This window comes from Vibrio sp. 1751, assembly GCF_033339895.1.
In the GTDB taxonomy this organism is placed as follows: Bacteria; Pseudomonadota; Gammaproteobacteria; order Enterobacterales; family Vibrionaceae; genus Vibrio; species Vibrio alginolyticus.
This window is the reverse complement of the sequence record NZ_JAWOVM010000004.1, coordinates 115,894-140,930: the sequence shown is the minus strand read 5'-3', so window position 1 is coordinate 140,930 and position 25,037 is coordinate 115,894. Positions and strand designations below refer to the sequence as shown.

Below are 25,037 nucleotides of genomic sequence, written 5' to 3'. Positions count from 1 at the left end.
AACTCGCAGAATTTGAGCGAGCGATTACTCCATTGGAAATCGACTGGATGTTGCACTCGGCATAAACAAAGGAAATGAACTTTATGACTACGCAGACCAAGGCGCTGGATGCGCCTCTTAAAATCAACTCTCAACACATTATTGTTTCTTTAATCTCGGTTGCGACGTTTGTCTTTTTTACCACAATCGGTTTGAACCATGAGGAAGGCGAAGCCTACGGATGGATGAGTCTTTTACCAACGGCGTTGGTATTGGTCTTTGCGCTGACAACACACCGAACTGTGGAAGCCCTCTTTAGCGGCGCTATTGCCGGTGTTCTTCTGCTTAACCCAACTGAAGCGGTGGAACAGATTGTTGATATTTCCATGAGTGTAATGATGGATGAAACTATCGCCTGGATCATCCTCGTTTGTGGTTTGATGGGCGGCCTAATTGCTATTTTGGAGAAAGGCGGCAGTATCTTAAGCTTCTCCGACATGCTGGTCACGAAAGTAAAAAGCCGTAAGCAATCGATGCTGATGACCTTTGCGTTAGGTATTCTGATCTTTATCGACGATTATTTGAATGCGATTGCAATTTCTTCCTCAATGAAAAAAGTTACGGACGGCTACCAAATCTCGCGTGAAAAGCTCTCATATCTTGTGGATTCAACCGCCGCACCTATCTGTATCCTCGTACCAATTTCCACTTGGGCAATTTTCTTCAGTTCTTTGCTAGAAGCAAACGGAGTAGCAGAAGCGGGAGATGGTATCAAAGCATACATTGAAGCTATTCCATACATGGCTTACGGCTGGGTAACGCTGGTGATTGTTTTGCTGGTTGCAATGGAAAAGGTCCCAGATCTAGGCGCGATGAAAAAGGCAGAAAAGCGTGCGAAGAATGGTCAAGTTCGTCCAGACGGTGCAACAGATGTCGACTTTGGTCCCGATGTATCTGCACATACCAACCCAACCATGGGCCTTGTCAACTTCTTGTTACCAATGCTCGTACTTGTTGCCGCAAGTTGGTATTTTGGTATCGATCTACTTGCTGGTGTTTTCGTCGCGTTAATCTTTACTATTAGCTTTTACGGCGCACAAAAACTGATCTCGATGAACGACATGTTCGAAGCTGTTTATGATGGCATTAAAGTTATGCTACTGCCGCTTGCGACCGTTATTGGTGGTTTCATGTTGAAATCGGTCAACGACTCATTGGGCGTCACGCAGTATGTCATTGAGACCGTCAGCCCTTACCTGTCAGCGTCTTACTTCCCTGCGATTATCTTTATGATTACGGGCGCGTTGGTATTTGCAACGGCATCGTCTTGGGGAACGTTTGCAGTAGCGATGCCAATTGTTCTACCTTTGGGCGAACAGCTTGGTGTGCCTCTACACTTAACCGTTGCAGCGCTGCTTTCAGCATCAGCGGCAGGGAGCCACTCTTGTTTCTTTAGTGACTCAACCGTGTTATCTGCACAAGGTTCGGGCTGTACAGCAATGCAACACGCAACCACACAGTTTCCTTATGCGTTGATTGGTATTGTTGCAACCGCGATTTTCTTCTTCATCATCGGTTAGCCCCTTTATCTAATTGCAAAACCCTGCTCAAAAATAGCGGGGTTTTGTTCTATCAAGTCAAATGATCCTCTTAAAACTACTTTACGCCCGTTCAGTATAAAAATACTCAAAGATATACAACTGCACTCAATAAGGGCTTGGTAAACCTAATATTTTTGGTTTACGCTTAGCGAAGCGTTTATTGTGCAACAAGGCAGCTTTTGAGTAACTTAAATGCCGCCTTAATACAGTGTTAACGGTTGGAGAGACATGAAAAAGTTAGCCCAAGAGATATGGATATTTGACGGAGATCCCGTCCAATTCTTAGGACTCCCATACACCACTCGTATGACTATTGTTAGGCTTTCTGATGGTGGCCTTTGGGTTCATAGTCCAATTAAGTTATCAAATTCGATTAGAGAGCAAATCAACAATCTAGGCCAAGTGAAATACTTAATCGCTCCTAATCATTTACACCACTTGTTCTTATCTGAATGGGTATTTGCCTATCCTAGCGCAGAAGTTTATGGCACAGATGAAGTCATCAAGAAGTGCCGTGATATACACTTTCACGCTTCACTTAACCAAGGCGGTAATGCTTGGAACTCTGAGGTTGAACAAGAACTATTTTCTGGCTCTCCATTAATGGAAGAGTGTGTGTTTTATCATCGACTTTCAAAGACCTTAATTGTTACTGACCTCGTCGAGAATTTTTCTGGCCAGGACTTTAACTACTGGCAGCGGTTTGTGGCTAAAGGGGCCGGTATTCTTGCTCCGAATGGAAAAATGCCTTTGGATTGGCGCCTAAGTTTTATGTTTAGCAAACAAGAGGCTCGAAAACACTTAAATAAACTGCTGTCTTGGAAACCTAATATATTGGTTATGGCTCACGGTGAAATCGTCCTTGATAATGCAGACGAGTTCTTACAGCGCTCTTTTAAGTGGCTAGTATGAGACAACATTGAAAACTCACACAACAGAATAGACAAGAAGCTATTTTAAAACATTAGGCCCTTTTAGCTTAGTCTTAGGGGGCAATTTACAGAACTACACGTTATGTTTAACGATAAGCTCCCCTATTCCTCTTAATTGAGCATTATGCAGCAATTTAAAATTCCGTTAGAATTGCACTTCAAAAACTTCAATGCGAAGAATTCTGAACATTGATACGGACATAAGTTCAAGAGTTAACATAACGCTATAGCAATCTCTTACTAATTATTTTGCTTCGAGACATTGGCATACTCCTGAAACAAACCCTTCGACTCTAAAGGTTTTGTTAATAACTGTTGCCATGCTTGTTAGTTATTCTCGTTGAACTCAGTATCTTGAAGTTGTTTGAATATATAAATTTAAAAAAGAGACATAAGATGCACAAAAAACTCATCATTCTAAGCTTGCCTATTCTATTAGCCGCATGTGCGGCACCAAAGTATACGGTAGAAACAATCTCGAAAGAAAATCAGAGCAAGGAAATCACCATCGTAAAAGACAACGCCACGCGAGATGTTTTCTTAGATTCGATGCAAGACTGGTGTTTGGATACCGCCCATAAATGCACAGTCGTAAGCGACGGCACGCCTCCTGTTAGCTCTGAGCTAACACTTACTTACGTATCACGCTGGAGCTGGGATTTTAGAACATTTATCGCTGATGCTCAGATCAAAGCCTACAAAAATAACGAAAAAGTAGGACAAGTTGAATTTAAAGCACCAAACAGCGCGAATCCAGATAAATGGGGTAAAGACAACAAACGAATCATTTCGATGATGGATTTGTTATTCGGTAAACAAACCGTGAGTGAGGCTCAATCCAAGATTAAGCTGGGCGAAATGTAATGAGTCGAACAATTGCCCATTTAACAAGCATCATATATTTGTAGAGAAAGATAGGAATGTTTAAGTGACTGAAGTCAAAACCATTGGGCTTTTCTTTATAACCGCCATTGCAGAAATATTAGGCTGCTACTTACCTTATCTCTGGTTAAAGGAAGATAAGTCAGTTTGGCTTTTGGTACCAGCAGCGCTATGCCTTGCTATGTTTGCTTGGCTTCTATCTTTACATCCTACCGCAACTGGCAGAGTTTATGCCGCTTACGGTGGTGTCTATATTTTTGTCGCAATTCTATGGTTGTGGTGTATCGACGGCGTTCGACCAACGCTCTGGGACATAGTGGGGGTTTCTGTCGCTATGCTTGGCATGTCAATCATCATGTTTTCACCCAGAGCATCCTAAACGTAACCGAGGGAAACCCTTACGCTTAGTATTTTGGCTATGTGCTAGATTTATTGATTAATAACATTATGACGTAATTGCTACATAGCCAAAGTATGCTTGGGCTTCACCCCAAAACAGCGCTATTTATAGGAGATACCAATGAACCATGCAGTGAAGGCAAGATTTGATGAGTATCCAAAACATGTGCGTATTCGGATAGAAGAGCTACGAAATATCGTCTTAACTATCGCTTCTGAATTAAAACTGGGGGAAGTTGAAGAATCTCTAAAATGGGGAGAGCCAAGCTACAGTGTGAAAACAGGTAGCCCGGTAAGGATGGATTGGAAACAGAAAACGCCTAGTCGTTATTATCTGTTCTTTAATTGCCAAACTAAGCTCGTCGACACATTCCGCGAACTGTATAGTGACTCACTTGAGTTTCAGGGTAATCGAGCAATAATTCTATCTTTATCAGCACCTTTGCCAGAAGCTTCAATCAAGACCTGTTTAGAATTAGCATTAACCTATCAAAAGCGAAAGAACTTACCTCTTTTAGGTATGTAAAATCGCTTAATAAAACTATTTACGGCCGATTAACCATATTCAACTACTCTACCTTTGTATCCTTTTTAATGCTTCCGCAGTAAAGTTTTAGATTAAGTGGTCACGTTAATAGCTCCGTAACCAAACTAGTAATATCGAAATAAAGAAGAGTTTATGAAATCAAAAATCTTGTTCTTACTTATGCTTGGAGCTCATTTCAATGCTTTTTCAGTGACGAACTATCAAGTCAATGTGGTAGTAACAGAGCCTCAATCAACATTCATTTTTCCGACTTTTGAAATATCCTCTAAAGGAAAAAGCAAAACCAGTTTTGTCGACGGCTGCACGTACTTAGGAACCCTTTCAGAACCGAGCAAAAATAGCATACAGCTTGAAGCTACCATGTCATGCAACCGAGATGGCGCTACGTCAAGGATGGAAATGCCGGTATTTGTACTCAACTCCGAGGGTCAAAGCGCGAGTTATGATCTTGTAGAAAACGGGATCGTGATGTGGAAATATTCTGTAGAAGTTAAGCCGTCACTTAAAAAGTGATATATCAGAAATACTAAAGTAACAATCAGCACTATTAACCGCCGTTTAAGTGTAATAGGTATATTCTTTACGACTTAATGACGTTACTTGTTGCCGCAAGTCTCCAACTCATGTACAAAACAGCCCTAATTTTAATAGGAGCTAAGTGGCATGAATTTAATTGTACGTCAGGTAACTTTAGGTGATGCTGAAGGCATTACAAACGTCCTCAACCCCATCATTATTGAAGGTTTATACACTGTATTAGATACGCCTTTCACACCTGAAGACGAAAAAGAGTTCATTACTCATTTCCCAGAACGGGGCGTGTTTACAGTCGCTTTATCCGAAAATAGCTCACAAGTCATAGGTTTCCAAAATATCGAGCCATTTGCACAATATACAAAAGCTTTTGACCATGTTGGCATAATTGGTACGTTTGTTAGTGACGGTGCTCGTGGCCAAGGTGTGTCTAAACAGCTTTTCAAATCGACATTCGAAGTAGCCAAACAAAAGGGTTACGAAAAACTATTTGCGTACGTTCGCGGCGATAATGAGCGAGCGTTATCAGCCTATCTCAAACAAGGCTTCGAAATCGTAGGGACCGCGAAGAAGCATGCAAAAGTTCGTGGGAAATACGTAGACGAAGTCCTCATTGAGAAGTTTTTGTAGGTGTTAAGTCGCTAAACACTAAGCACGCATATAAGAACATTTGAACCAAGACTCAATTTCCGTCGTAGAAATCTCTTTTCTAAAATAGGTTATTTGAAATGAAACTGACCTCGGAAACTGAGTCAAGAATAATAGAAATGGCATGGGAAGACCGCACCCCATTTGAGGCTATCGAATTTCAATTTGGTTTGAATGAATCCGACGTGATTCAGTTTATGCGTAGCCGGCTCAAATCAAGTAGCTTTAAATTGTGGCGTAAAAGGGTTTCGGGGCGCAATACAAAACACAACAAGCTACGAAACTCAGACATCATTAGAGGTTATTGCCCAACTCAATATAAGCCGCGATAGCGAACTGCACTTGGCATAAATTTTTATTACGAATCGCAACATTTATCGCCCTACCTTTGAATCAACTCCATGATTGGAGGGGAATAGTCACCACTTAATTCAACCTAGGTGTTTCAGGGCGATAATAAATTCAATGGGAGTCATCTTAACATCCTCAGACGCCATCAAACTAATGATTCCACAGAAAAGATTGACACAAAACGCCCACTAAAAATAACTCAGATTACGGCGTCATTTAACCCGTGTATCAATCTTCTTTGACCTTCTGTTTAGGCACTAGAATCACTAACCTTCTATTTTATCTTTGAAGGCACAGACAAAAAGCTGCATGATTAAAAAGGAAAAATAGCTGATAACGGTTTAACAAGCACTCGGAGCTTGGAGGCAATTTTGAACAAATTACTTATGATATTTGCGTTGGTTTCTTTACCTTGCTTGGCCTCTGATGATGTTGAAGATCCCTGCAAAGTAAAAGGCGGTGGCGTTATGGCTGGTTATCAGTGTGTAGAAAAGAAAATGGAATCTGCAGATAAAGAGCTTAACGAAAGTTACAAGGAAGCAATCGCTAGAATAGGTGAGGAAGAAAAAGCACTAAGGGAAACATGGTCTCAGACCGAACTGGTAGAGCCATTTCGAAAGGCCCAAAGAGCTTGGCTAAAATACAGAGACGCCGAATGTGAATTTACGGGCCTGTCTTCCACACCCTCACCCTGGCAAGGTGTCCAGATTGAAGAATGTAAGTTAAGAATGACGTTAGAACGCGTCGAATACTTCAATGGTGTATACGTAGGCTAAACGGATTACATCTAACAAGGCACTTCAATAAGATTCGCAACTCTTGGCAATTTCAGTTTAAATGTACTCTGTGTTTAAGATGCAAGCGTTCAGGTTGTGCGTAAAGCTTATATGGGTGTGAAATAATTATGGAAAAAGACGATTTAGTTGGGCTAGTAGTTAAGTATTTCGAGAAAATAGATGCCGGTGATCCTAGCTATCTGGATCTATTCTCAGAGGATGTTGATTTTTTCTTTCCTAAATTTGGGCAAGCGAAAGGAAAGAGTGCCTTAGTGGAGTTTGGCAATAGGATTGGTAGCTCGTTGATTAATATCTGGCACGACATAGACGGCTTTCAAATAACGACTGCTGGAAACAAGGTCATTGTTGAAGGACAGGAAGGCGGCGTAATGAGTGATGGTACCTCTTGGCCGGACAACAAAGTTTCCACAGGGCGTTTTTGTAGTGTATTTGAGTTTGAAGGAAAAATGATAAGTCGTATGTTTGTGTACGTAGATCCTGACTTCCCGAGTCGAGATTTTGAGAGAATTTCCGTGCTGGCAGGCGAGAACAACGTGCGACAAACTGTTCAAGCCTGAATACTACCGTTACCGCATAGCATCTTTGTTATGCGGTAGTATTCGTAGTTAAGGTGTGTTGAGGGCTTTGATATCGCTTTACTCACACCTTATCAGTGCGTTAGCCACATTCCCTTACTGATAGAAATGCTACTTTCTTCAATCGTCCTGTATTATGATAATGAAAAAGATTGCATTAATTTTAAGATTAAAATGAACCAAAAATTTTTTCTAAAACTACTCCCTGTCCCTTTTCTTCTAGCCGGTTGCCAGTCTACGCAAAGCCAGCTACAGCCTATACCTGAAAACGTATTATCAAACCTATCGACTCAATGGGCAGTGGTAGAGGCCTGTTTTCATTCCGATGCTTATAGCTTAGAGCAATCGGTAAACTATCGAGAGGCCATTAACTATTCTTTTTCTACTTGGCTAGTCGATCAGTCCGATATCGATCAGTCGGTAAATGAAGCTCGTGTAGCGTTATCAGAATATCAGTCTCAGAATGATGGTTTAGGAACAACATGTAAGGATTGGCACCTACCCCTAGAATCTGGATTGCGAGAAGTTAACAATCATAAGAATCAAGTGGCGATAGACCAACAGCGAGCACATGAAATACATAAAGCAAACGCTTCTAAACCTGTGACGTATTCAACACCAGCATCTACTTCGACTAGTAATGTTGTTCACTGTTACAAATTGGAAGACGTTAGCTTGAATAAGAACATTCAAACCTTTAATGGAATGATATGCCCTATAGGCTGGCTTAAATATTATGGCTATTAATGTATTTGATTAATACAGGACTTAAGAATGAACTCTAAGTTTAATTTTTAGTTCAAGATTGGGTTTCTTGTTTACAATGTTATGTTTCCAGTTGGATTACCGTATTCGAATAGATTGACGAAGTTAATCAATATATGTGTATTGATGCTTACTTTTTATCGAGTTATCTTTGTTTGATAGCCATTAAAACGAGTAAGGAAACAAAGTGACTGTGTTAACAAAAGGCATACACCACGTAGGTTTAACCGTATCTAACCTAGAAGCAAGCGCGAAGTTTTTCACTGAACAATTAGGTTGGAGTGAAGTAAAAAGAAATCCAGACTACCCGGCAATATTTGTGAGTGATGGGCATATCATGCTTACACTATGGGCGGCTAAGGCTGATGCCGCCACTCCATTTGACAGAAAAACGAATATTGGTTTGCATCACTTAGCTTTACTCGTAGAGGCTGAGGAGCAACTCGATGAGTTACGTGATCAATTTATGGCGTCGGGAATCGAAATTGAGTTTGGTCCCGAGCTTGTTAAAACAGGACCCGCAAAACATTTAATGTGTTACGACCCAAGTGGTATTAGGGTTGAGTTTTTCTGGGCGGGCTCATAAAACAAACATAACAAAGTTTTATAATAGGGATTTGGTACACATGGCATTGTTAGTTTACACCGCCTTTGGTGTTTAAGGTGCTCAGCAGAAGCTTGCGTATTGAATGCCCCTCCCCTCCTACTACACATTTTGCGACTTACGAGTAAGTCCAAAAGGATAAATGTTATGTATAAAATCGGCGTTGTTTTATTTGATGATTTCACGGATGTCGATTTCTTTCTTATGTATGACTTGCTGGGGCGCACAACCGACAGTTGGACAGTAAGTATACTTGGAACTAAATCTGAACATCATTCCCACCTCGGTATGAAAGTTAAAACAGACGGACACCTTTCTGAGGTGACGAATCAAGATGTCGTTCTTATTACAAGCGGCAAACGGGGTATTCCAGCCGCTTTAAAAGATGCTGAATTTATGTCAGCGTTGAATCTTGATCCAAATAGGCAGCTAATAGGTTCGATTTGTGCGGGATCATTCATCCTCCATGAACTCGGTTTACTAAAAGGCAAGCGATTAACAACAAACCCAGATGCAAAGGATGTTCTACAAAGTATGGGAGGAGATGTTAAGGATCTGCCTCTCGTGATAGACGGTAATGTAGCGACGGCCGGTGGCTGTCTTTCACTGATGTATCTAATTGGTTGGTTAACAGAGCGGCTATTTGACTCAAACAAACGAAAAGCTATACAAAATCAATTGATACCTGCTGGGCAATTAGATCTATTTGAAGAACTTATTGCCACAACTATTCAATCAGCAGAGTTAGCAAGCTCGGATAACAAGGCGTTAAATAATCATTCATAACATGTGGTGTTTTACATTACGTTAGTTTTAGTGTTTAGGGTAAGTCACACATCAGTCTTGTGTGACTTACCCTTGAACATAACGCCACTTGGGGAAATTAACTTACAGGGAGTAAATCAATTGGTAAAAATGTACGGTTCTGAAGAGACAAGAGCGTTTTGCTGTAATTGTAAAGAAGTAACGCTACATCGGTACGAAAGCTTCTCTAAAGCGCAGGAAAAGACCGAGAAAAAAGCTAAAGGTTTCTTCTCAGGTCTATTTGCAGCAATAATTAGCTCATTAATGGAAGGCGAAGCGACTGGTGACTACAAATGTACAATATGCGGCACCAATCTTCACACGCCAGATAATTTAGATTAATAGTCAGTGTCTCTAATGCCACGGCTAGTGGCACGCAACATAATTTATAGACGGCTCTAGTGGGTTTGAAGCGTATACACCTTATGCATTGCATTTAGGGTTTTGAGGTTGTGTTGCGGATCAAGTAGTGCGCTTTTATCTCTAACAAGGGGCTAAAGCAGAGCAAAAACAAGGGACAAGAAAAGAAGTAGTTTTACTTGAGTATCAATGAATTACAGACACAAAAAAGCCCACCAAAAGGTGGGCTTTTTTAAAATTTGGTGGGTCCGGGCGAACTCGAATCGCCGACCCCTACCATGTCAAGGTAGTACTCTAACCAACTGAGCTACGGACCCAAATTTTTACGTTCCTAACCATTCAATTCAGAATGGTGCGTCCGAGTGGACTCGAACCACCGACCCCCGCCATGTCAAGGCGATACTCTAACCAGCTGAGCTACGGACGCATTTCTCTGGAACGAGGAGGATATTAGCTATAAGCGAACGGTGGTGCAAGCACAAATTTACCAACTTTGAACCGTTTGGCGAAAATGTAAACTCAACACGCGTTTTCAGATGATTTTATCAGCAAAGCTGAATCCTTCATGGATTAAAAGTGTGATCTATATAACTTTTATTATCTCACTTAATTGTCGTAAGGCACTTCACTGAGCATCCAAATCTGTAAGGTTTGCGATACCTTAGGGCAAGTGCCGAACAAAATCTGATATTTAGGTTTAAATGGTTCGCCGATATAGGTTGTACGGATCAACTCTCCTGTTTTGACGTCCACTTGAGTGCTCACCCTGCCTTTGAAGTTTTGAAATATGACAAACTGCTCACTGTGGTAAACCATTTGCTCTCGGTAAAACAAGAAATGATCTTGGGGTGTCTCTGTCAATTCACACTCCAGTGGTTTCAAATTAGGTATCGCACTAACATTAGATGCGATGAACAATGCTGACAAAATCCATCCGTATCGCATATGGCTGCCCTATTCTGCACTCTTTTTCAAAGTATAGGCCCTGCCTTGATGACTGATACAAAAAAGGCTTTGCTCATCTCTAATCAAAGCCCCTTATTTCTGCAGGTTAATTATCGTGTTTAGTCGTCCGCCTCAAACACAACGTTATAATTTTCGGTGTATGTACAATTCGGCTGACGGCTACAAGTAAAGAAACGTCTCCCTTTGAACTCACCTTGGCTTGCGGTTTTAATGATCATCGGACTGCCGCATTTTTTACAAAAACGCACTTCTTTATCGGGCTCAATCAAATCAATGTGTGCCGCAAGCAAACGACGTAATCGCCCAACTTGATAACTGTGCTTTACCGAGGCGCCAATTAAAGGCAGGTTGGCCGTCTTACAAACATGAATCAATAACTTTTGTCTTTCTATCTTACCCTTGTTTAGCTCCTGCCCATTATCCAATTCAACGATAACGCGCGGCTCTAGTGTCCTTGGGTCACAAATAACGTAATCAAAATAGCTTCGAGATATACGATTGTTCGCGACAAAAAACTGCTTCTTATTTTTGATTTCTTTTGGCGTAACCAAACTGGACATGTTTACTTTCGCGAATACTACGGCATGCTCCCCTACCGCCGCTCTTAACGCATTATAGAACGCACCCTCTTGACCTCTGAGCAGAGGGCCTTTCGAGCGATAAGGATAATCACGCGTGTCATCGTGCTTAATCACGTACTTTTGAATAACAAAGAAGAATAAAACCAGAAGAACAACAATGATAAAAATGTTGGTCATAAATAAAGTGCATCCAAAACAACTCGTTGCTCAAAGCGTAAATGGAAATGTTATGCAGAGCAACAAAACCTCGCAATTTTGAGGCGCCACGACGATAGCGAGAAACAGAAAATTTTGCTCACCAATAAAAACGAGCCAATCACACACTTGGATTGGCTCGTTTAAATTTTGTTAATACATTATGTATGCTAAGAATCAACTATTAGCGTCTGGCTGATTCTCTGGCATCGCATCAATAAAAGCTGGCAGTTGATTGCATGACTGCACAACAGCGTTAATGGTTGGATAAAGAGAAGTATCTACACCAAAGCGTTGTGCGTTATAAAATTGTGGTACCAGACAAATATCGACAATAGATGGCGAGCTTGTCAGGCTAAACTTGCAATCACCATTTAGTTTACGATGCTTCTGAAGTTTCTCTTCTAATGCTGTAAAACCTTTGTGGATCCAGTGATGAATCCAAGCGACTTTGCGCTCTGGTTCGCAAGCTAACTCCCCCTCTAAATACTGTAGAACTCTCAAGTTATTCAGGGGATGAATCTCCATTGCAATATCCTGAGCCAAAGCTAGCGCTTGGTATCGAAGCGGCGTTTGCTTGGGGATCACAGTGACATCCGGGTAGTGTTCTTCTAAGTATTGAATGATCGCCAGTGACTGGGTTAACTGAACCTCCCCATCCACCAGCAAAGGAACCAGTTCAGAAGCGTTTAACTCATGGTACTCGTTACTGTGTTGTTCGCCACCATTGCGCACCAAGTGTACCGATTTTGAATCATACGGTAACTCTTTAAGATTCAAGCAAATACGCACACGATATGCCGCCGATGATCGCCAGTATCCGTATAAAATCATGCTATCGCTCATATCGTCTCCCAACCAGCACTGTTAGTGCCTGAGATATTGGCTAACTTGTTGGTCAATCGAACCGAATATGTTGTTGCCATCCGCATCGAACATTTCCAATCTGATTGAATCTCCAAACGACATGAAGTTAGTCGACGGCTTACCATCACGAATGGTTTCAATCATGCGAACTTCCGCGATACATGAATAACCAACACCACCCTCCTCAATCGAAGTGCCATGTTCGGTGCCTTGCTTATTAGATACCGTGCCAGAACCTATAATTGCCCCAGCAGATAGCGGGCGCGTTTTAGTCGCATGAACAATTAAGTCTGCAAAATCAAACGTCATATCGATACCCGCATTTGGGCGACCAAACGGCTTGTGGTTGTATGTCGAGACCAGTGGTAAATGCACTTTGTTTTCGTACCACGCTTCGCCGAGTTCGTCAGGTGTTACTGCCACAGGAGAAAACGCAGAAGAAGGTTTAGATTGGAAAAAACCAAACCCTTTAGCTAATTCTGCGGGAATTAGCCCACGCAGTGAGACATCATTCACCAGCATGATCAAACGAATCGACTCCTGAGCCTCTGCAACACTCGCGCCCATTGGTACGTCACCAGTTACCACAGCCACTTCACCTTCGAAATCAATACCCCATTCATCACTCGCAAACTCGATGTTGTCACAAGGACCAATAAAGGCATCAGAGCCTCCTTGGTACATCAACGGATCCGTCCAAAAACTCTCTGGCATTTCAGCGCCGCGAGCTTTTCGAACCAACTCAACGTGGTTTACGTAAGCACTGCCATCAGCCCACTGATAAGCGCGAGGAAGCGGCGACTCGCAGTAGTGCGCTTCAAACTCTTCATACCCTGCAACCGTGCCATTGTTCAGTGCAACGTATAGCTCTTGCAGTTGCGGTGCTAGCGTATCCCAGTTATCAAGTGCCACCTGCATCGTCGGTGCTAAGTTCATGGGGTGGAAAATTTCTGTCGCTGGTACGCAGCGCGTTAAGTCTTTGCTCACGACCATCAACAGACCGTCACGAGTGCCATTTTTCTTGGTTGCTAATTTCATCCTTGCCTCTTACTTCTCTTGCCAGCTATAGACGTATTCTTTGTTTTCTACTTTTTCCAGCTCATCCGAAAACTGAAGTGCGTGACGCGTATCAATCATGACCGCGACTTCGTCGGCAAAAGTCTTCTTATGCTCTCGCCCTGCCTTGAAAGCTTTCGGGTGAGGGCCATGTGTAAAACCTGCTGGATGGAATGTCACCATACCCGCTTCAATGTTGTCACGACTAAAGAAGTCACCTGCATGGTAGAACAAGACTTCGTCATAATCGTCATTGTTGTGGTAGAACGGTACTTTGAGCGCTCCAGGATCACTTTCAATTGGACGAGGAACGAAGGTGCACACCACAAATCCTGATCCTACAAATGTAGTATGTGCAGAAGGCGGTAAATGGTAACGATGTGACATAAGTGGACGAATATCACGCCAGTTCACTTTTACTACCGCCAAATCACCATGCCACCCAATCGCATCCAGCGGGTTGAATGGGTAAGTGATAACACTGACTTTATCGTGGCGTTTCACCTGAACCTGTGTTTGATTCTCAGAATATTGAGCACGGAACTGATCGTTGATCGACGGCGTTTCTAAAACCGCTGGATCAAACACCGCGTGGTTTCCAACCATGCCTTTTTCGGGCAATGTATAGGCCGCATCGGTGTTTTCAATCATCAGAATGAACATCGGCTCGCTTGGTTCTAAACGCCAGCTCGTTGAGCGCGGGATCATGACATAATCCCCTTCACTCACTTTCAAATGACCATAATCACAGTAGAGATCTGCCGTACCTTGGTGGATGAATAGCAGTTCGTCGCCATCCGCGTTTCTCACCAAGAAGTCCATTTTTTCATCCATACGCCAAACACGAACTTTACAATTCGCGTTGTGTAATAGATGCGGGACTGCCCAAGGGGTAATATGGCTGGCTTTCTCGACTAGATTAAAATCAAATGCTCGTGGACGTAGCTCGCCTTCCCACTCAGACCACCCCGTTGGGGCATGTTGATGATGAAAATGTGTTGCGGGGCCGAAGAAGCCACTTCGACCTGCCTCACGTTCATAAATTGCCTCTTCCGGGAAGTCAGCATGCGCTTGTTTAGAGCACACTCCCTCCCGGTGAGGGAATGTGATCCATTTATGCATCGCTCAATACTCCTCGTCGAATTTGGTCTTCTTCTATCGATTCAAACAACGCTTTAAAGTTACCCTCGCCAAAGCCTTCATTGCCTTTACGTTGGATGATTTCGAAGAACACAGGGCCGATAACGGTTTGAGTAAAGATTTGTAGCAAGATGCCATCTTTCGTTGGCGCACCATCAATAAGAATCTGCAAATCACGAAGCTTGCTTACATCTTCACCGTGGCCTTCAACACGCTGATCGACTTTCTCGTAATAAGTATCTGGCGTTGGCATAAAGTCCATGCCTCGCTCACGCAAGGTTTTGACCGTTTCGTAGATGTCGTCTGTGGTCAATGCGATGTGTTGAATACCTTCGCCATTGTATTCACGGATAAACTCTTCAATCTGTGATTTATCATCTGACGACTCATTGATAGGAATTCGGATTTTGCCGCAAGGTGCGGTCATCGCACGGCTGACAAGACCAGTCAGCTTACCTTCGATATCGAAATAACGAATTTCGCGGAAGTTACCAATGCGCTCATAGAAACCAGACCAGACATCCATGTTGCCTTGCTTAACGTTGTGCGTTAAGTGGTCGATTTCGTAAAGACCAACATTCGCTTTTGATAAACGCTCATCAGCATCATCATAAAAACGAAAATCGACATCATAAATACTCTGCTTTCCATAACGGTCGACAAAATAAAGCAAGCTTTCACCGATGCCATAAATAGCAGGAATGCTTAGCTCCATCGGCCCAATTTCCGTTTTATATTCTTTACCGCCATTCTCTAACGCATGCGCCAGAGCAACGGTGGCGTCTTTCACACGAAATGCCATGCCACAAACCGACGGACCGTGAACTTTGGCGAATCCCTCAGCTTGGCTATGCGGCTGCGCATTCACAATAAAGCTAATGTCACCTTGTCGATATAACCACGCTTCTTTTGAGCGATGCTTTGCAATCTCCGCAAAACCTAACGATATAAACAGATCTTTAAGCTGTTGAATGCCTTTGTTGTCTGCAGCGGTATATTCAACAAACTCAAATCCGTCTGTTCCTAGTGGGTTATATGCATCAACCATGACTTTCTCCTTGTCTCAGTAGCTTTTGTTTGGACTTATTTGTCTAACTTGGCGCAGGTCTTGAGAAATTGGAATACGTGGGGAGAAATCTTTATCTTGGCGACTTTTACGCATAATTGTAAAATATATGTTACACACAGAAGGCGCATCGAATCCACTTTCGCAAAAATCAAACAAATTGCTTATTTTCAATACATTAGATTGATATTTTCGGCTTTACGCCAACATGAAAAATGTAAACAAGTTGTTACTTTGGCATTTTATCTTGGCAACGTAGCTCAAAAAGTAAAAGAGGGATAGAAAGCCTATTGCCCCCTATTTCTATCTGCTTCATTCATTTGGTCCTACAAAACATCAAAAGTAATGTTTCGTGACGCTTCATACAGTTCGAAAGGCTCATCGGTCAGAATCGTGTCATGGATACCCCTTTATTGATTCACCTCAGTTTTATTCAAAAGTAACTGTGCCATAAGTGGTGCTCTGTTCCCTATCGAGCCGAGCCACAAGGCTTCACGCTCGATCAGAAAAAGAGACATCTAATGACACACATCAATCAAGAACGCTTAGTTGAACACTTTTGCCAACTAGTACGTATCGACAGCGAATCAAAAAACGAAAAACAAATTGCAGAAACACTGGCAGAACAGCTAGGCGAGCTAGGCTTTACCGTACGCAAACTTCCAGTACCTGAGCACATTTCTAACGGTTTTAACGTGTACGCCCGTTTAGACGGCAAAAAAGACGGCTCTATTCTAATGAGCTGTCATATGGATACGGTCACTCCAGGTATTGGCATTGAGCCAATCATCGAAGACGGCGTTATCCGTTCAAAAGGCAATACGATTCTTGGTGGCGATGATAAATCTGGTATTGCTGCCATCATGGAAGCCGTTCGTTGTATTCAAGCGGAAAACCGTGAGCACAAAACGTTAGAACTTGCTTTCACCGTGTATGAAGAAGGCGGTTTATTCGGTTCACAATACTTCGATATGTCACACGTCACTTCAACGGAAGCAATCGTGTTAGACACAGGTGGCCCTATTGGCACCATTGTGACCGCAGCCCCAGGCCAGCAAAAGATCATGGCAAAAATCAAAGGCCGACCAGCACACGCAGGGCTTGCGCCAGAAGAAGGCATCAGTGCGATCATGGTGGCGGCAGATGCCATCAACCAAATGAAGCTACTTCGCATCGACGAAGAAACGACAGCCAACATCGGTATAGTGAATGGCGGTCAGGCCACAAACATTGTTATGCCTGAATTAAAAATCGTGGCAGAAGCACGCTCCCTGAATGGCGATAAACTAGATGCTCAGGTCAATCATATGATCTCAACATTAGAGTCTGTCTGTGAAAAACACGGTGCAGAAGTCGAAATTGAATCTAGCCGAGCCTACGACGCTTTTGTTATTGAAGAAAACCACCCACACGTAAACGCTATAAAAGCAGCGTTTTCAGAGTTGGGAATTGACGCCTTCACAAAAGGCACTGGCGGCGGTAGCGATGCCAACAACTTTAACAAGAAAGGTCTCACAACGGTCAACCTTTCAACTGGCATGGCAAAAGTACACACGACAGAAGAGTTTATCGCGGTAAGTGATATGGTCAAAATCACTGAGTTCGTGAAACATTTCCTAGTCAGTTAACGTCGTGCCTTTTGAAGAGCAGACTGACTATCTTCCCCTTCTAGCCTGTGCTTGAAGGGGATTTTAATTTGTATCGAAGCAAAATTACTTCCCGTCATGCCAACTTGATATCAGATCTTCAAAGAAATTCCCCTAGCTCACTTTTTGAGACCAGACAGCTCAACACCTGACACCCTGTTACAGTAATGTTAAAACTCGATTGTGTAGACAATTTATACAATATACATTTTTGGCATCTTTCAGGATGAAAAGAGTGAGACAAGGATGAAATTACCTAAGTTGCTTTTATTAGCGTCGATGATGAGTCCAATACTGGCAACATCAAGCTATGCCGCACCGTATCCCGCAGGTGTGACCCTCGCTGAGATACAAGAAATTACGCTAAACAATGGAGCTGAAGTTACTTCTATTGACCCAGCCAAGCAAGCCGCAGAGCCCGCTTTTAATCTCGGTCGAGACCTGTTTGAAGGTCTGGTCATTCAAGATAAGCAAGGTAAAACCATTCCTGGTGTTGCTGAGTCTTGGTCAGTCAATGACAACAATACGGTTTATACCTTCCACTTACGTGATGCAAAATGGTCAAATGGCGAAACGGTCACTGCACAAGATTTTGTCTACAGCTGGCAACGCTTACTGAATCCAAGCACTGCTTCACCCTACGCTTGGTTTGCGGCCATTCCAAATATCGAAAACTCGCAAGCCATTATGAAAGGCGACGCCGCACCCGAGTCCTTGGGCGTGAAGGCGCTGGATGAAAAAACATTCCAGGTAACACTCGAAGAGCCTATTCCCTTCTTTACGAAACTATTAAGTCATCCAGTGCTTGCCCCCGTTCACAAAGCGACCATTGAAAAACATGGCAACCGCTGGACCCAGCCTGAGCATATCGTTACAAATGGTGCGTTTACTGTCTCTGAATGGAAAGTTAACGAAAAACTGGTGATGGTTAAAAATCCACATTATTGGGACGCAAGCAATGTAGTGCTGGAAAAAGTCACTTGGCTACCAATTGGTGATGCAAACGTAGTGCTAAACCGCTACCTAGCTGGTGAGATAGACCAAGCGGTTTCCATTCCTGCCGCCCAGAAGAAAAAGTTAATTCAACAACGCCCACAAGAAGTGGCAAGCACCAGTGCGTCTCTTGGCTCCACATTCTATTACCTCAACACTCAACAAGGGCCAACAAAAGACGTGCGGGTTCGTAAAGCCCTCTCATATGCCATTGACCGTCAACTGTTAACGAGTGCTATTTTGAGAAACGGTGGGGTTCCAATGTATACCCTTGTGCCACCTCAAACAGATGGTTTTAAATCTCACACTCCTGAGTTCGCAACTTGGAACCGCCATAAACGTATCGAAAAAGCGCAGCAATTACTGTCAGAAGCTGGATACGATAAAAGCAATCCGCTTAAGTTAACGTTTACCGTACCAACTTTCTCAATGGACGTAAAAATGGCAACCACCATGGCAGGCATGTGGAAAAGCCGATTGGGTGCGCAAGTCACGATAAAACAGCTAGAACCGAAAGTGTTCTACGCACTTAAAGAGCCGACCGACATTACTCGCGGCGGCTGGACGGCCGACTACAATGAAGCCTCTACATGGTTGGATATCTTCGTTTCTAGTGGCGAGTACAACGATTCTCGTTATAACAACCCGCAATACGACGAGTTAATGGCTCGCTCAAAGACCATGAGCAACCCATCAGAACTGTATTTACAAGCAGAAAGCATGCTGATTGAAGACATGGCCATTATTCCTATTTATCGTCCGGGTAACGATCAATACCTCATCAAGCCTTACGTGGGCGGCTACGAACTGACAAACCCTGAGTCGTCGTACTACCGCAAGAATGTCTATGTAAAAGCCCACTAAAAGCATGTTTTCGGTCTGAGTCGGCAAGTTCAATGTTTACTTGCCGTTCCTCATGTCTCTCGGTGGAGAAGGCAACCTGAGCTCAGACCATTTTTTATTCATAACCGTTCGAAGTGATTTCGGATGACCAAAGGATGATGGATCATGATTTGGTACATTGTTAAGCGATTAGCTATCGCTATCCCCACGCTTCTATTCATCGCACTCGTATCATTTTGGCTGATGCACATTGCACCAGGGGGGCCATTTGATATGGAACGGCCTATGCCAGAGGTGGTACGTGCGAATATCGAAGCAAAATTCCATTTGGACCAGCCCTTCCTTACTCAGTTTTGGATTTACATTGGTAATTTCATACAAGGAGATCTCGGTCCGAGCTTCGTTTATCAAGACTTCAGTGTTACACAGCTCGTCGCACAATCATGGCCAGTTTCAGCAGTATTAGGCGTACTCTCCTTTTGTATTTCCGTTCCACTTGGCATGTTGCTTGGCACCATTGCGGCATTGAACCGAAATAGCCGCCTAGATTACGGCCTGATGACACTTTCGATGACTGGAGTTGTGGTTCCGGCTTTCGTGCTTGCTCCAGTTTTAGTCATGATCTTCGCTATTCAGCTCGGCTGGTTCCCTGCTGGTGGTTGGGAAGGAGGAAAGCTGGCTTTTCTTGTTCTTCCCGTGCTCAGCCTGGCGATTGGCTCCATTGCGAGTATTGCACGCGTCATGCGTGGCGCAATGATTGAAACGCTCAACCAACCATACATTCGAACGGCAAAAGCCAAAGGTTTGTCCACAACCTACATTTTATTCCATCACGCTTTGCGACCATCCCTGATTCCCGTCGTTGCGATGCTCGGCCCTGCGTTTGTTTCTGTCGTGACAGGCTCGGTGATTATCGACATTTTCTTTGGTACAGGTGGCATGGGACAACACTTTGTGTCTGGGGCTCTCAACCGCGACTACGGCCTAGTAATGGGCATTACTCTGATTGTCGCTTCACTCACTATCTTCTTTAACCTTGTGGTCGACTTGCTATATACGATTATCGACCCTCGTATACGCGTTTAGGAGTCCGGCATGTTAACGATCAAAAAACTGGATACACAAGCTCTTCAAGATCAAGTCGTCGACAATATTGAAGCCGTCGAAGGTCGCAGTCTTTGGCAGGATGCATGGACTCGATTTCGTAAAAACAGAGCCGCGATGACATCAGTGTATGTTTTGGCGTTCATTACCTTATGCATCACCTTCGGCCCCTCTCTTGCCGCTTTTAGCCATGATGAAATTGACTGGGAAGTGCTCATCGATCCATACGAACTAGGGAAACCTTCACTGAGCAGTGGCCATTACTTTGGTACCGATGATCTCGGGCAAGATGTCTTTGCTCGCACGATGCAAGGCGGCAGGCTCTCTATTTTGGTGGGTTTTGTCGGGGCCTTAGTCGCCGTTGTTATTGGTACGATTTGGGGAAGTATTTCCGGCTATCTTGGCGGCGTTGTCGATAGCGTAATGATGCGCATTATTGAGGTGCTCGATTCGGTGCCATTTATGTTTATGGTTATCCTGTTTGTTACCCTTTTTGGCAACAACATCTACCTGATTTTTATCGTGATCGGAATGGTATCTTGGCTGGGCATTGCCCGTGTTGTACGTGGTGTCACCTTCGGTCTAAAAAAGCGAGAGTTCATCGAAGCCGCACACTCTATTGGGGTTTCTAAATTGACAATTGTCCGACGCCATGTTCTGCCTAATGTTCTTGGGATCGTGATGGTTTATTCCTCCTTAATGGTATCAGGATTCATTATGTTCGAATCGTTTTTAAGCTTCTTAGGGCTTGGGGTTCAACCACCAGACACGAGCTGGGGGATCCTGATTTCCGAAGGCGCAAAAACAATTGACGTTGCATTGTGGATGCTGCTTTTTCCCTCTCTGTTTTTAGTTGCCACCCTCTTTTGTTTTAACTTCATCGGCGATGGCTTGCGTGATGCTCTTGACCCGAAAGACCGATAAGGACAAACCCATGCTATCTATTGAAAACATGAACGTGCGCTTCGATACGCCAGATGGGCAAGTGCAAGCGGTCAGTAATCTCTCCTACTCGATTAAAGCGGGCGAAACTCTTGGGATTGTTGGGGAATCAGGTTCGGGAAAAAGCCAATCTGTTTTCGCATTAATGGGGTTAACCGCGGACAACGGCGCCGTGTCTGGAAGCGCAATGTTCCACGGTGATGATTTACTCGCGATGTCGAAAAAGCAGCTCAACCGCATCCGTGCAGAGAAAATCGGAATGATCTTTCAAGATCCGATGACGTCACTCAATCCATTCATGAAAATTGGCAAACAGCTTTGTGAAGTTCTCATAATTCATAAAGGAATGAGCCGAAAACAAGCAAAAATTGAATCGATTCACATGTTAGATGCGGTGCGTATTCCCTCTCCCGAAACTCGGATGAATCAATACCCTCACGAGCTATCTGGCGGAATGCGTCAGCGAATCATGATAGCGATGGCGTTGTTGTGTAAGCCCGAGCTGCTAATTGCAGACGAACCAACCACCGCGTTAGATGTAACCGTTCAGGCTCAAATTTTGACGCTATTACGAGACTTACAACAAGAGTTCAACACGGCTATTTTACTGATCACTCACGACATGGGCGTCGTCGCCGAGATGTGTGATCGCGTATTGGTCATGTATGGTGGTCAAAAAATGGAGCAATCAGATACCGAGACATTGTTCGCTCAACCTGCTCACCCCTATACTCAAGGCCTGCTAAAGGCGATTCCTTCTATCACTGAAGATATGCCACGTTTACCAACCATCCCAGGTAACCCACCAAGTGCGTTGATTAACCATCAAGGGTGTCCGTTTAGAGAGCGGTGCGAGCATCGAGAGACGCGTTGCCAATACGAAACCCCACGGTTTTCCCCATTGAACACGAGCCAGTCCATTGCCTGTCACGTTAAAGCACCCAGTGTTATCACTCCTATTCAAATAAAAGCTTAAGGAGGAGTTATGAATAAAAAAGAAGTCCTCATGTCTGCTCGTGATTTAAACGTCCACTTTCCTGTGTCGCGTCACCTTATTCCAAGTCGACGTAAAATCGTGAAAGCGGTCAATGGTATCGACTTAGATGTTTATAGAGGTGAAACACTTGGCATTGTGGGGGAATCAGGCTGCGGAAAATCAACGCTTGCACGCGCCTTACTTCGCTTAATTGAACCTACACATGGCGAGTTGACTTGGAAAGGTCAAGACATGCTCGGGTTTAGTAAAAAAGACCTTTCCTCTCGACGTAGAGAATTTCAGATGGTGTTTCAGGACCCATCCGCTTGTTTGAATCCGAGATTAACCATCTCAGAATGCATCGCCGAACCACTGCTCACCCACGAGCCACAACTTAAACGGGCAGAGGTAGAAAGGCGTGTCATCGCTATGATGGATAAAGTGGGTCTCTTGGCGAGCCAGCGAAACCGCTATCCACATGAATTTTCCGGAGGTCAATGCCAGCGTGTGGGCATTGCCAGAGCATTAATTCTCAATCCAGATTTGGTCGTGTGTGATGAACCCGTTAGTGCGCTAGACGTCTCCATACAAGCTCAGGTCATCAATCTTCTAGATGATCTTAAACAAGAAATGGGGTTAACACTGGTGATGATTGCGCACGACTTAAGCGTGGTGCGCCACATCAGCGACCGCGTTATGGTGATGTATCTTGGTAAACCTATGGAAGTAGGACGTTACGATAAAGTATTTGACGATGCACAACACCCCTACACCAAAGCACTGTTATCTGCTGTCCCGATAGCTAATCCGCAATTAGCACGTGACCGTGAAATACAACTATTGCCCGGCGACCTTCCTTCTCCACTTAACCCACCTAGCGGTTGCGTTTTTCGTACTCGATGCCCAGAAGCAACAGAAGTATGCGGGCAACAGAACCCAATAAAAACAGGCTCGGAGCAGCATCATATCTATTGCTCAAATATGACTTTAGGAACCATTTAATGAACAATACTAACTCAGTAAACCAACGCCTTACGTTATTGCGTGAGGCAATGTCCTTTCACAACGTGTCTGCATATATCGTGACCAACAATGACCCACATAACAGTGAATACTCAGCGAATCATTGGTTAGCGCGAAGCTGGATTTCAGGTTTTACCGGCTCAGCAGGCGATGTCGTCATTACCCAACAAGGTGGTGGCCTGTGGACTGATGGTCGTTACTATATTCAAGCTGAAGAACAGTTACACGGCACAGGACTTGAACTGTTTAAAGCCAAACAACCAGAAACGCCGACAGTTGCCAAATGGCTGGCTACCACGCTACCAGAAAACAGTATTATCGCGGTTGACGGGCGCGCCATCAGTTACGCTTTTTATCAAGGCCTCAAACAAGCCTTTGAAACGAAAAACATTAAGATCATTGTCGACCTGGATTTACTCACACCGATTTGGCTTGAAAGACCACCTCGCCCAAGTGCACCCGTATTCGAGCACCCCACCGCTTTTGCTGGCGTTGACACTGAAAATAAGTTAGCGAGAATCCGTTCTTGGTTAACCGAGAACCAAGTAGATAGCTTATTAGTGTCAACGCTAGATGATGTCATGTGGACAATGAATATTCGAGGTGGTGATACGAATTACTGCCCAGTTTCTGAAGCCTATCTAGTCGTAGAGCAATCACTTGCGACACTGTTTATTGATAAAGCCAAACTGCCTCAAGACGTTGAAAGAGCGCTGACCGAGCAGAGTGTACACATTCGCCATTACAACTACGTAAGTCAGTATTTGAATCAGCAATGTGAGGGATTATCGCTCGCTTTTAACCCGACCCACACAGACAGCTTATTGGTGAGTTCGATTGAAGGGAATGTGAATCTAAAGCCAATGGCTTGCCCTGTAACGGCAATGAAGGCCATAAAAAATGCGACCGAGCTAACTAGCCTAGAACAGGCATTAACAGATGATGGTGTGGCAATCGTAAGGTTTATGAACTGGCTCGAAGAGCAAGTTCCAAGCGGACTCGTTACAGAATTGTCTGCTGAGGCACAACTGAATCACTATCGCCGTCAAACCCGACATTATGTGAGTGACAGTTTCCGCACTATCGCAGGCTTCGCAGCTCACGGGGCAAAAATGCATTATGCCGCCGATGAAGAAAGCAATGCGGCAGTCAATGAAAGCAACTTCTTTCTCGTCGATTCTGGTGGCCAATACCTTGGCGGGACAACAGACATCACCCGTACTTTCCACTTCGGGTCACCGACCATTAAGCAGCGCAAAGATTATACCTTGGTGCTCAAAGCGGTCATCCGACTGACTCAGACTCGATTCATGAAAGGCTCTACGGGTGCCAATCTTGATATCATGGCGCGCGGCGTCTTATGGCAACATGGTATTGATTACAAGTGCGGCACTGGACACGGCGTAGGCATTTGCTTGAATGTTCATGAAGGCCCACAAAATTTCTCGCAAAGCCACCGCGAGGTTGAGCTAAAACCGGGTATGGTCATTACTAATGAACCAGGCGTTTATCGCGAAGGTGAGTACGGGGTAAGAATAGAGAACATTCTTAAAGTTGTAGAAGTAGAACAAAATGAGTTCGGCACGTTCTACGGTTTTGAGACCATCACTCTTGCTCCAATTGCGACCAACGCCCTTGACTTATCAATGCTAGATCAAGCAGAGCTAGACTGGCTCAATCATTACCATTCACGAGTCTATCAAGCACTTAGCCCTTTTCTTGATACGCAAGATAAAAACTGGCTTCAACGCACAACCCAACTTATTGAGAAATAGGATATCAGCAAGCTTTATAACGTTTTCATTTTCATCTCAAACTCCTTGTTTGCCAGCCTTCGGGCTGGTTTTTTTTATAGAGATAA

General features: G+C 43.8%; 27 protein-coding genes and 2 tRNA genes. 21 read left to right on the top strand and 8 right to left on the bottom strand.

All coding sequences use genetic code 11. The features are described from left to right. Positions 1-83 precede the first annotated feature (83 nt). The 14 genes from R7041_RS03230 to R7041_RS03165 all read left to right on the top strand — a co-directional run bounded on the left by R7041_RS03230 (position 84) and on the right by R7041_RS03165 (position 9,760). The gene (locus R7041_RS03230) at positions 84-1,559 is read left to right on the top strand and encodes a Na+/H+ antiporter NhaC family protein (protein WP_064368207.1); all 1,476 of its coding nucleotides are present in this window, start codon (positions 84-86) and stop codon (positions 1,557-1,559) included. 249 nt (positions 1,560-1,808) lie between these two features. Further along, a complete protein-coding gene (locus R7041_RS03225; RefSeq protein WP_225466650.1) occupies positions 1,809-2,492 on the top strand; it encodes a DUF4336 domain-containing protein in 684 nt (227 codons plus the stop codon). A gap of 416 nt (positions 2,493-2,908) precedes the next feature. Further along, a complete protein-coding gene (locus R7041_RS03220; protein ID WP_005385757.1) occupies positions 2,909-3,376 on the top strand; it encodes an Sbal_3080 family lipoprotein in 468 nt (155 codons plus the stop codon). A gap of 64 nt (positions 3,377-3,440) precedes the next feature. Next, positions 3,441-3,773 carry a YnfA family protein gene (locus tag R7041_RS03215; protein WP_005377819.1) on the top strand — a complete coding sequence of 111 codons (333 nt, stop codon included), beginning with the start codon at positions 3,441-3,443 and terminating at the stop codon, positions 3,771-3,773. Positions 3,774-3,914: 141 nt separating this feature from the next. Continuing rightward, positions 3,915-4,319, top strand: a complete 405-nt coding sequence (locus R7041_RS03210) for a DUF1801 domain-containing protein (protein ID WP_017633973.1) — start codon at positions 3,915-3,917, stop codon at positions 4,317-4,319. 153 nt (positions 4,320-4,472) lie between these two features. Next, positions 4,473-4,853 carry a hypothetical protein gene (locus tag R7041_RS03205; protein WP_017633972.1) on the top strand — a complete coding sequence of 127 codons (381 nt, stop codon included), beginning with the start codon at positions 4,473-4,475 and terminating at the stop codon, positions 4,851-4,853. Positions 4,854-5,003: 150 nt separating this feature from the next. Then, positions 5,004-5,504, top strand: a complete 501-nt coding sequence (locus R7041_RS03200; RefSeq protein WP_206953254.1) for a GNAT family N-acetyltransferase — start codon at positions 5,004-5,006, stop codon at positions 5,502-5,504. Between the two features lie 98 nt (positions 5,505-5,602). Further along, the gene (locus R7041_RS03195) at positions 5,603-5,854 is read left to right on the top strand and encodes a TIGR03643 family protein (RefSeq protein WP_005377824.1); all 252 of its coding nucleotides are present in this window, start codon (positions 5,603-5,605) and stop codon (positions 5,852-5,854) included. 405 nt (positions 5,855-6,259) lie between these two features. Continuing rightward, positions 6,260-6,649 (top strand): lysozyme inhibitor LprI family protein, encoded by a 390-nt coding sequence (locus R7041_RS03190; protein ID WP_017820912.1) that lies wholly within the window; start codon positions 6,260-6,262, stop codon positions 6,647-6,649. Positions 6,650-6,777: 128 nt separating this feature from the next. Continuing rightward, positions 6,778-7,227, top strand: a complete 450-nt coding sequence (locus R7041_RS03185) for a nuclear transport factor 2 family protein (protein WP_047100681.1) — start codon at positions 6,778-6,780, stop codon at positions 7,225-7,227. A gap of 192 nt (positions 7,228-7,419) precedes the next feature. Then, positions 7,420-7,992: a hypothetical protein gene (locus R7041_RS03180; protein WP_225466652.1), complete on the top strand. Its 573-nt coding sequence runs from the start codon at positions 7,420-7,422 to the stop codon at positions 7,990-7,992. Between the two features lie 205 nt (positions 7,993-8,197). After that, the gene (locus R7041_RS03175; RefSeq protein WP_206953253.1) at positions 8,198-8,596 is read left to right on the top strand and encodes a VOC family protein; all 399 of its coding nucleotides are present in this window, start codon (positions 8,198-8,200) and stop codon (positions 8,594-8,596) included. Positions 8,597-8,761: 165 nt separating this feature from the next. Then, positions 8,762-9,400 (top strand): DJ-1/PfpI family protein, encoded by a 639-nt coding sequence (locus R7041_RS03170; RefSeq protein WP_206953252.1) that lies wholly within the window; start codon positions 8,762-8,764, stop codon positions 9,398-9,400. A gap of 129 nt (positions 9,401-9,529) precedes the next feature. Beyond that, entirely contained in the window at positions 9,530-9,760 is a 231-nt protein-coding gene (locus tag R7041_RS03165; RefSeq protein ID WP_017820907.1) for a hypothetical protein, read from the top strand. 258 nt (positions 9,761-10,018) lie between these two features. Here the strand turns inward: R7041_RS03165 and R7041_RS03160 are convergent. The 8 genes from R7041_RS03160 to hppD form a co-directional block, all read right to left on the bottom strand. Continuing rightward, a tRNA-Val gene (locus R7041_RS03160) sits at positions 10,019-10,095 on the bottom strand. Positions 10,096-10,128: 33 nt separating this feature from the next. Further along, positions 10,129-10,205, bottom strand: a tRNA-Val gene (locus tag R7041_RS03155). Positions 10,206-10,384: 179 nt separating this feature from the next. Next, on the bottom strand, positions 10,385-10,723 hold the full coding sequence (locus R7041_RS03150) for a hypothetical protein (RefSeq protein WP_005377830.1): 339 nt from the start codon (positions 10,721-10,723) through the stop codon (positions 10,385-10,387). Positions 10,724-10,842: 119 nt separating this feature from the next. Next, positions 10,843-11,502: a DUF2726 domain-containing protein gene (locus R7041_RS03145; protein ID WP_047100684.1), complete on the bottom strand. Its 660-nt coding sequence runs from the start codon at positions 11,500-11,502 to the stop codon at positions 10,843-10,845. A gap of 195 nt (positions 11,503-11,697) precedes the next feature. Beyond that, a complete protein-coding gene (gene maiA, locus R7041_RS03140; RefSeq protein ID WP_213866575.1) occupies positions 11,698-12,366 on the bottom strand; it encodes a maleylacetoacetate isomerase in 669 nt (222 codons plus the stop codon). Between the two features lie 21 nt (positions 12,367-12,387). Then, positions 12,388-13,425, bottom strand: coding sequence for a fumarylacetoacetate hydrolase family protein (locus R7041_RS03135; RefSeq protein WP_258512753.1), 1,038 nt, complete (start codon positions 13,423-13,425; stop codon positions 12,388-12,390). A gap of 9 nt (positions 13,426-13,434) precedes the next feature. Beyond that, positions 13,435-14,565, bottom strand: a complete 1,131-nt coding sequence (locus R7041_RS03130) for a homogentisate 1,2-dioxygenase (protein ID WP_017633969.1) — start codon at positions 14,563-14,565, stop codon at positions 13,435-13,437. Beyond that, positions 14,558-15,631, bottom strand: coding sequence for a 4-hydroxyphenylpyruvate dioxygenase (gene hppD / locus R7041_RS03125; protein WP_005377835.1), 1,074 nt, complete (start codon positions 15,629-15,631; stop codon positions 14,558-14,560). Before hppD ends, R7041_RS03130 begins: the two co-directional genes overlap by 8 nt. 539 nt (positions 15,632-16,170) lie before the next feature. Between hppD and R7041_RS03120 the strand changes: the two genes are divergently transcribed. The 7 genes from R7041_RS03120 (at position 16,171) to R7041_RS03090 (ending at position 24,951) form a co-directional block, all read left to right on the top strand. Next, entirely contained in the window at positions 16,171-17,277 is a 1,107-nt protein-coding gene (locus tag R7041_RS03120; protein WP_258512755.1) for a M20/M25/M40 family metallo-hydrolase, read from the top strand. Between the two features lie 264 nt (positions 17,278-17,541). Then, a complete protein-coding gene (locus R7041_RS03115) occupies positions 17,542-19,152 on the top strand; it encodes a peptide ABC transporter substrate-binding protein (RefSeq protein WP_053350403.1) in 1,611 nt (536 codons plus the stop codon). Between the two features lie 144 nt (positions 19,153-19,296). Continuing rightward, positions 19,297-20,217: an oligopeptide ABC transporter permease OppB gene (gene oppB, locus R7041_RS03110; RefSeq protein WP_005377838.1), complete on the top strand. Its 921-nt coding sequence runs from the start codon at positions 19,297-19,299 to the stop codon at positions 20,215-20,217. Between the two features lie 9 nt (positions 20,218-20,226). Further along, complete coding sequence (locus R7041_RS03105) at positions 20,227-21,159, top strand: ABC transporter permease subunit (RefSeq protein WP_258512756.1); 933 nt, start codon at positions 20,227-20,229, stop codon at positions 21,157-21,159. 10 nt (positions 21,160-21,169) lie between these two features. After that, positions 21,170-22,153, top strand: a complete 984-nt coding sequence (locus tag R7041_RS03100) for an ABC transporter ATP-binding protein (protein WP_258512757.1) — start codon at positions 21,170-21,172, stop codon at positions 22,151-22,153. A gap of 9 nt (positions 22,154-22,162) precedes the next feature. After that, positions 22,163-23,155 carry an ABC transporter ATP-binding protein gene (locus R7041_RS03095; protein WP_258512758.1) on the top strand — a complete coding sequence of 331 codons (993 nt, stop codon included), beginning with the start codon at positions 22,163-22,165 and terminating at the stop codon, positions 23,153-23,155. Beyond that, positions 23,155-24,951, top strand: a complete 1,797-nt coding sequence (locus R7041_RS03090; protein WP_104979061.1) for an aminopeptidase P family protein — start codon at positions 23,155-23,157, stop codon at positions 24,949-24,951. The genes R7041_RS03095 and R7041_RS03090 overlap by 1 nt, the downstream gene beginning before the upstream one ends. The last annotated feature ends 86 nt before the right edge of the window (positions 24,952-25,037 follow it).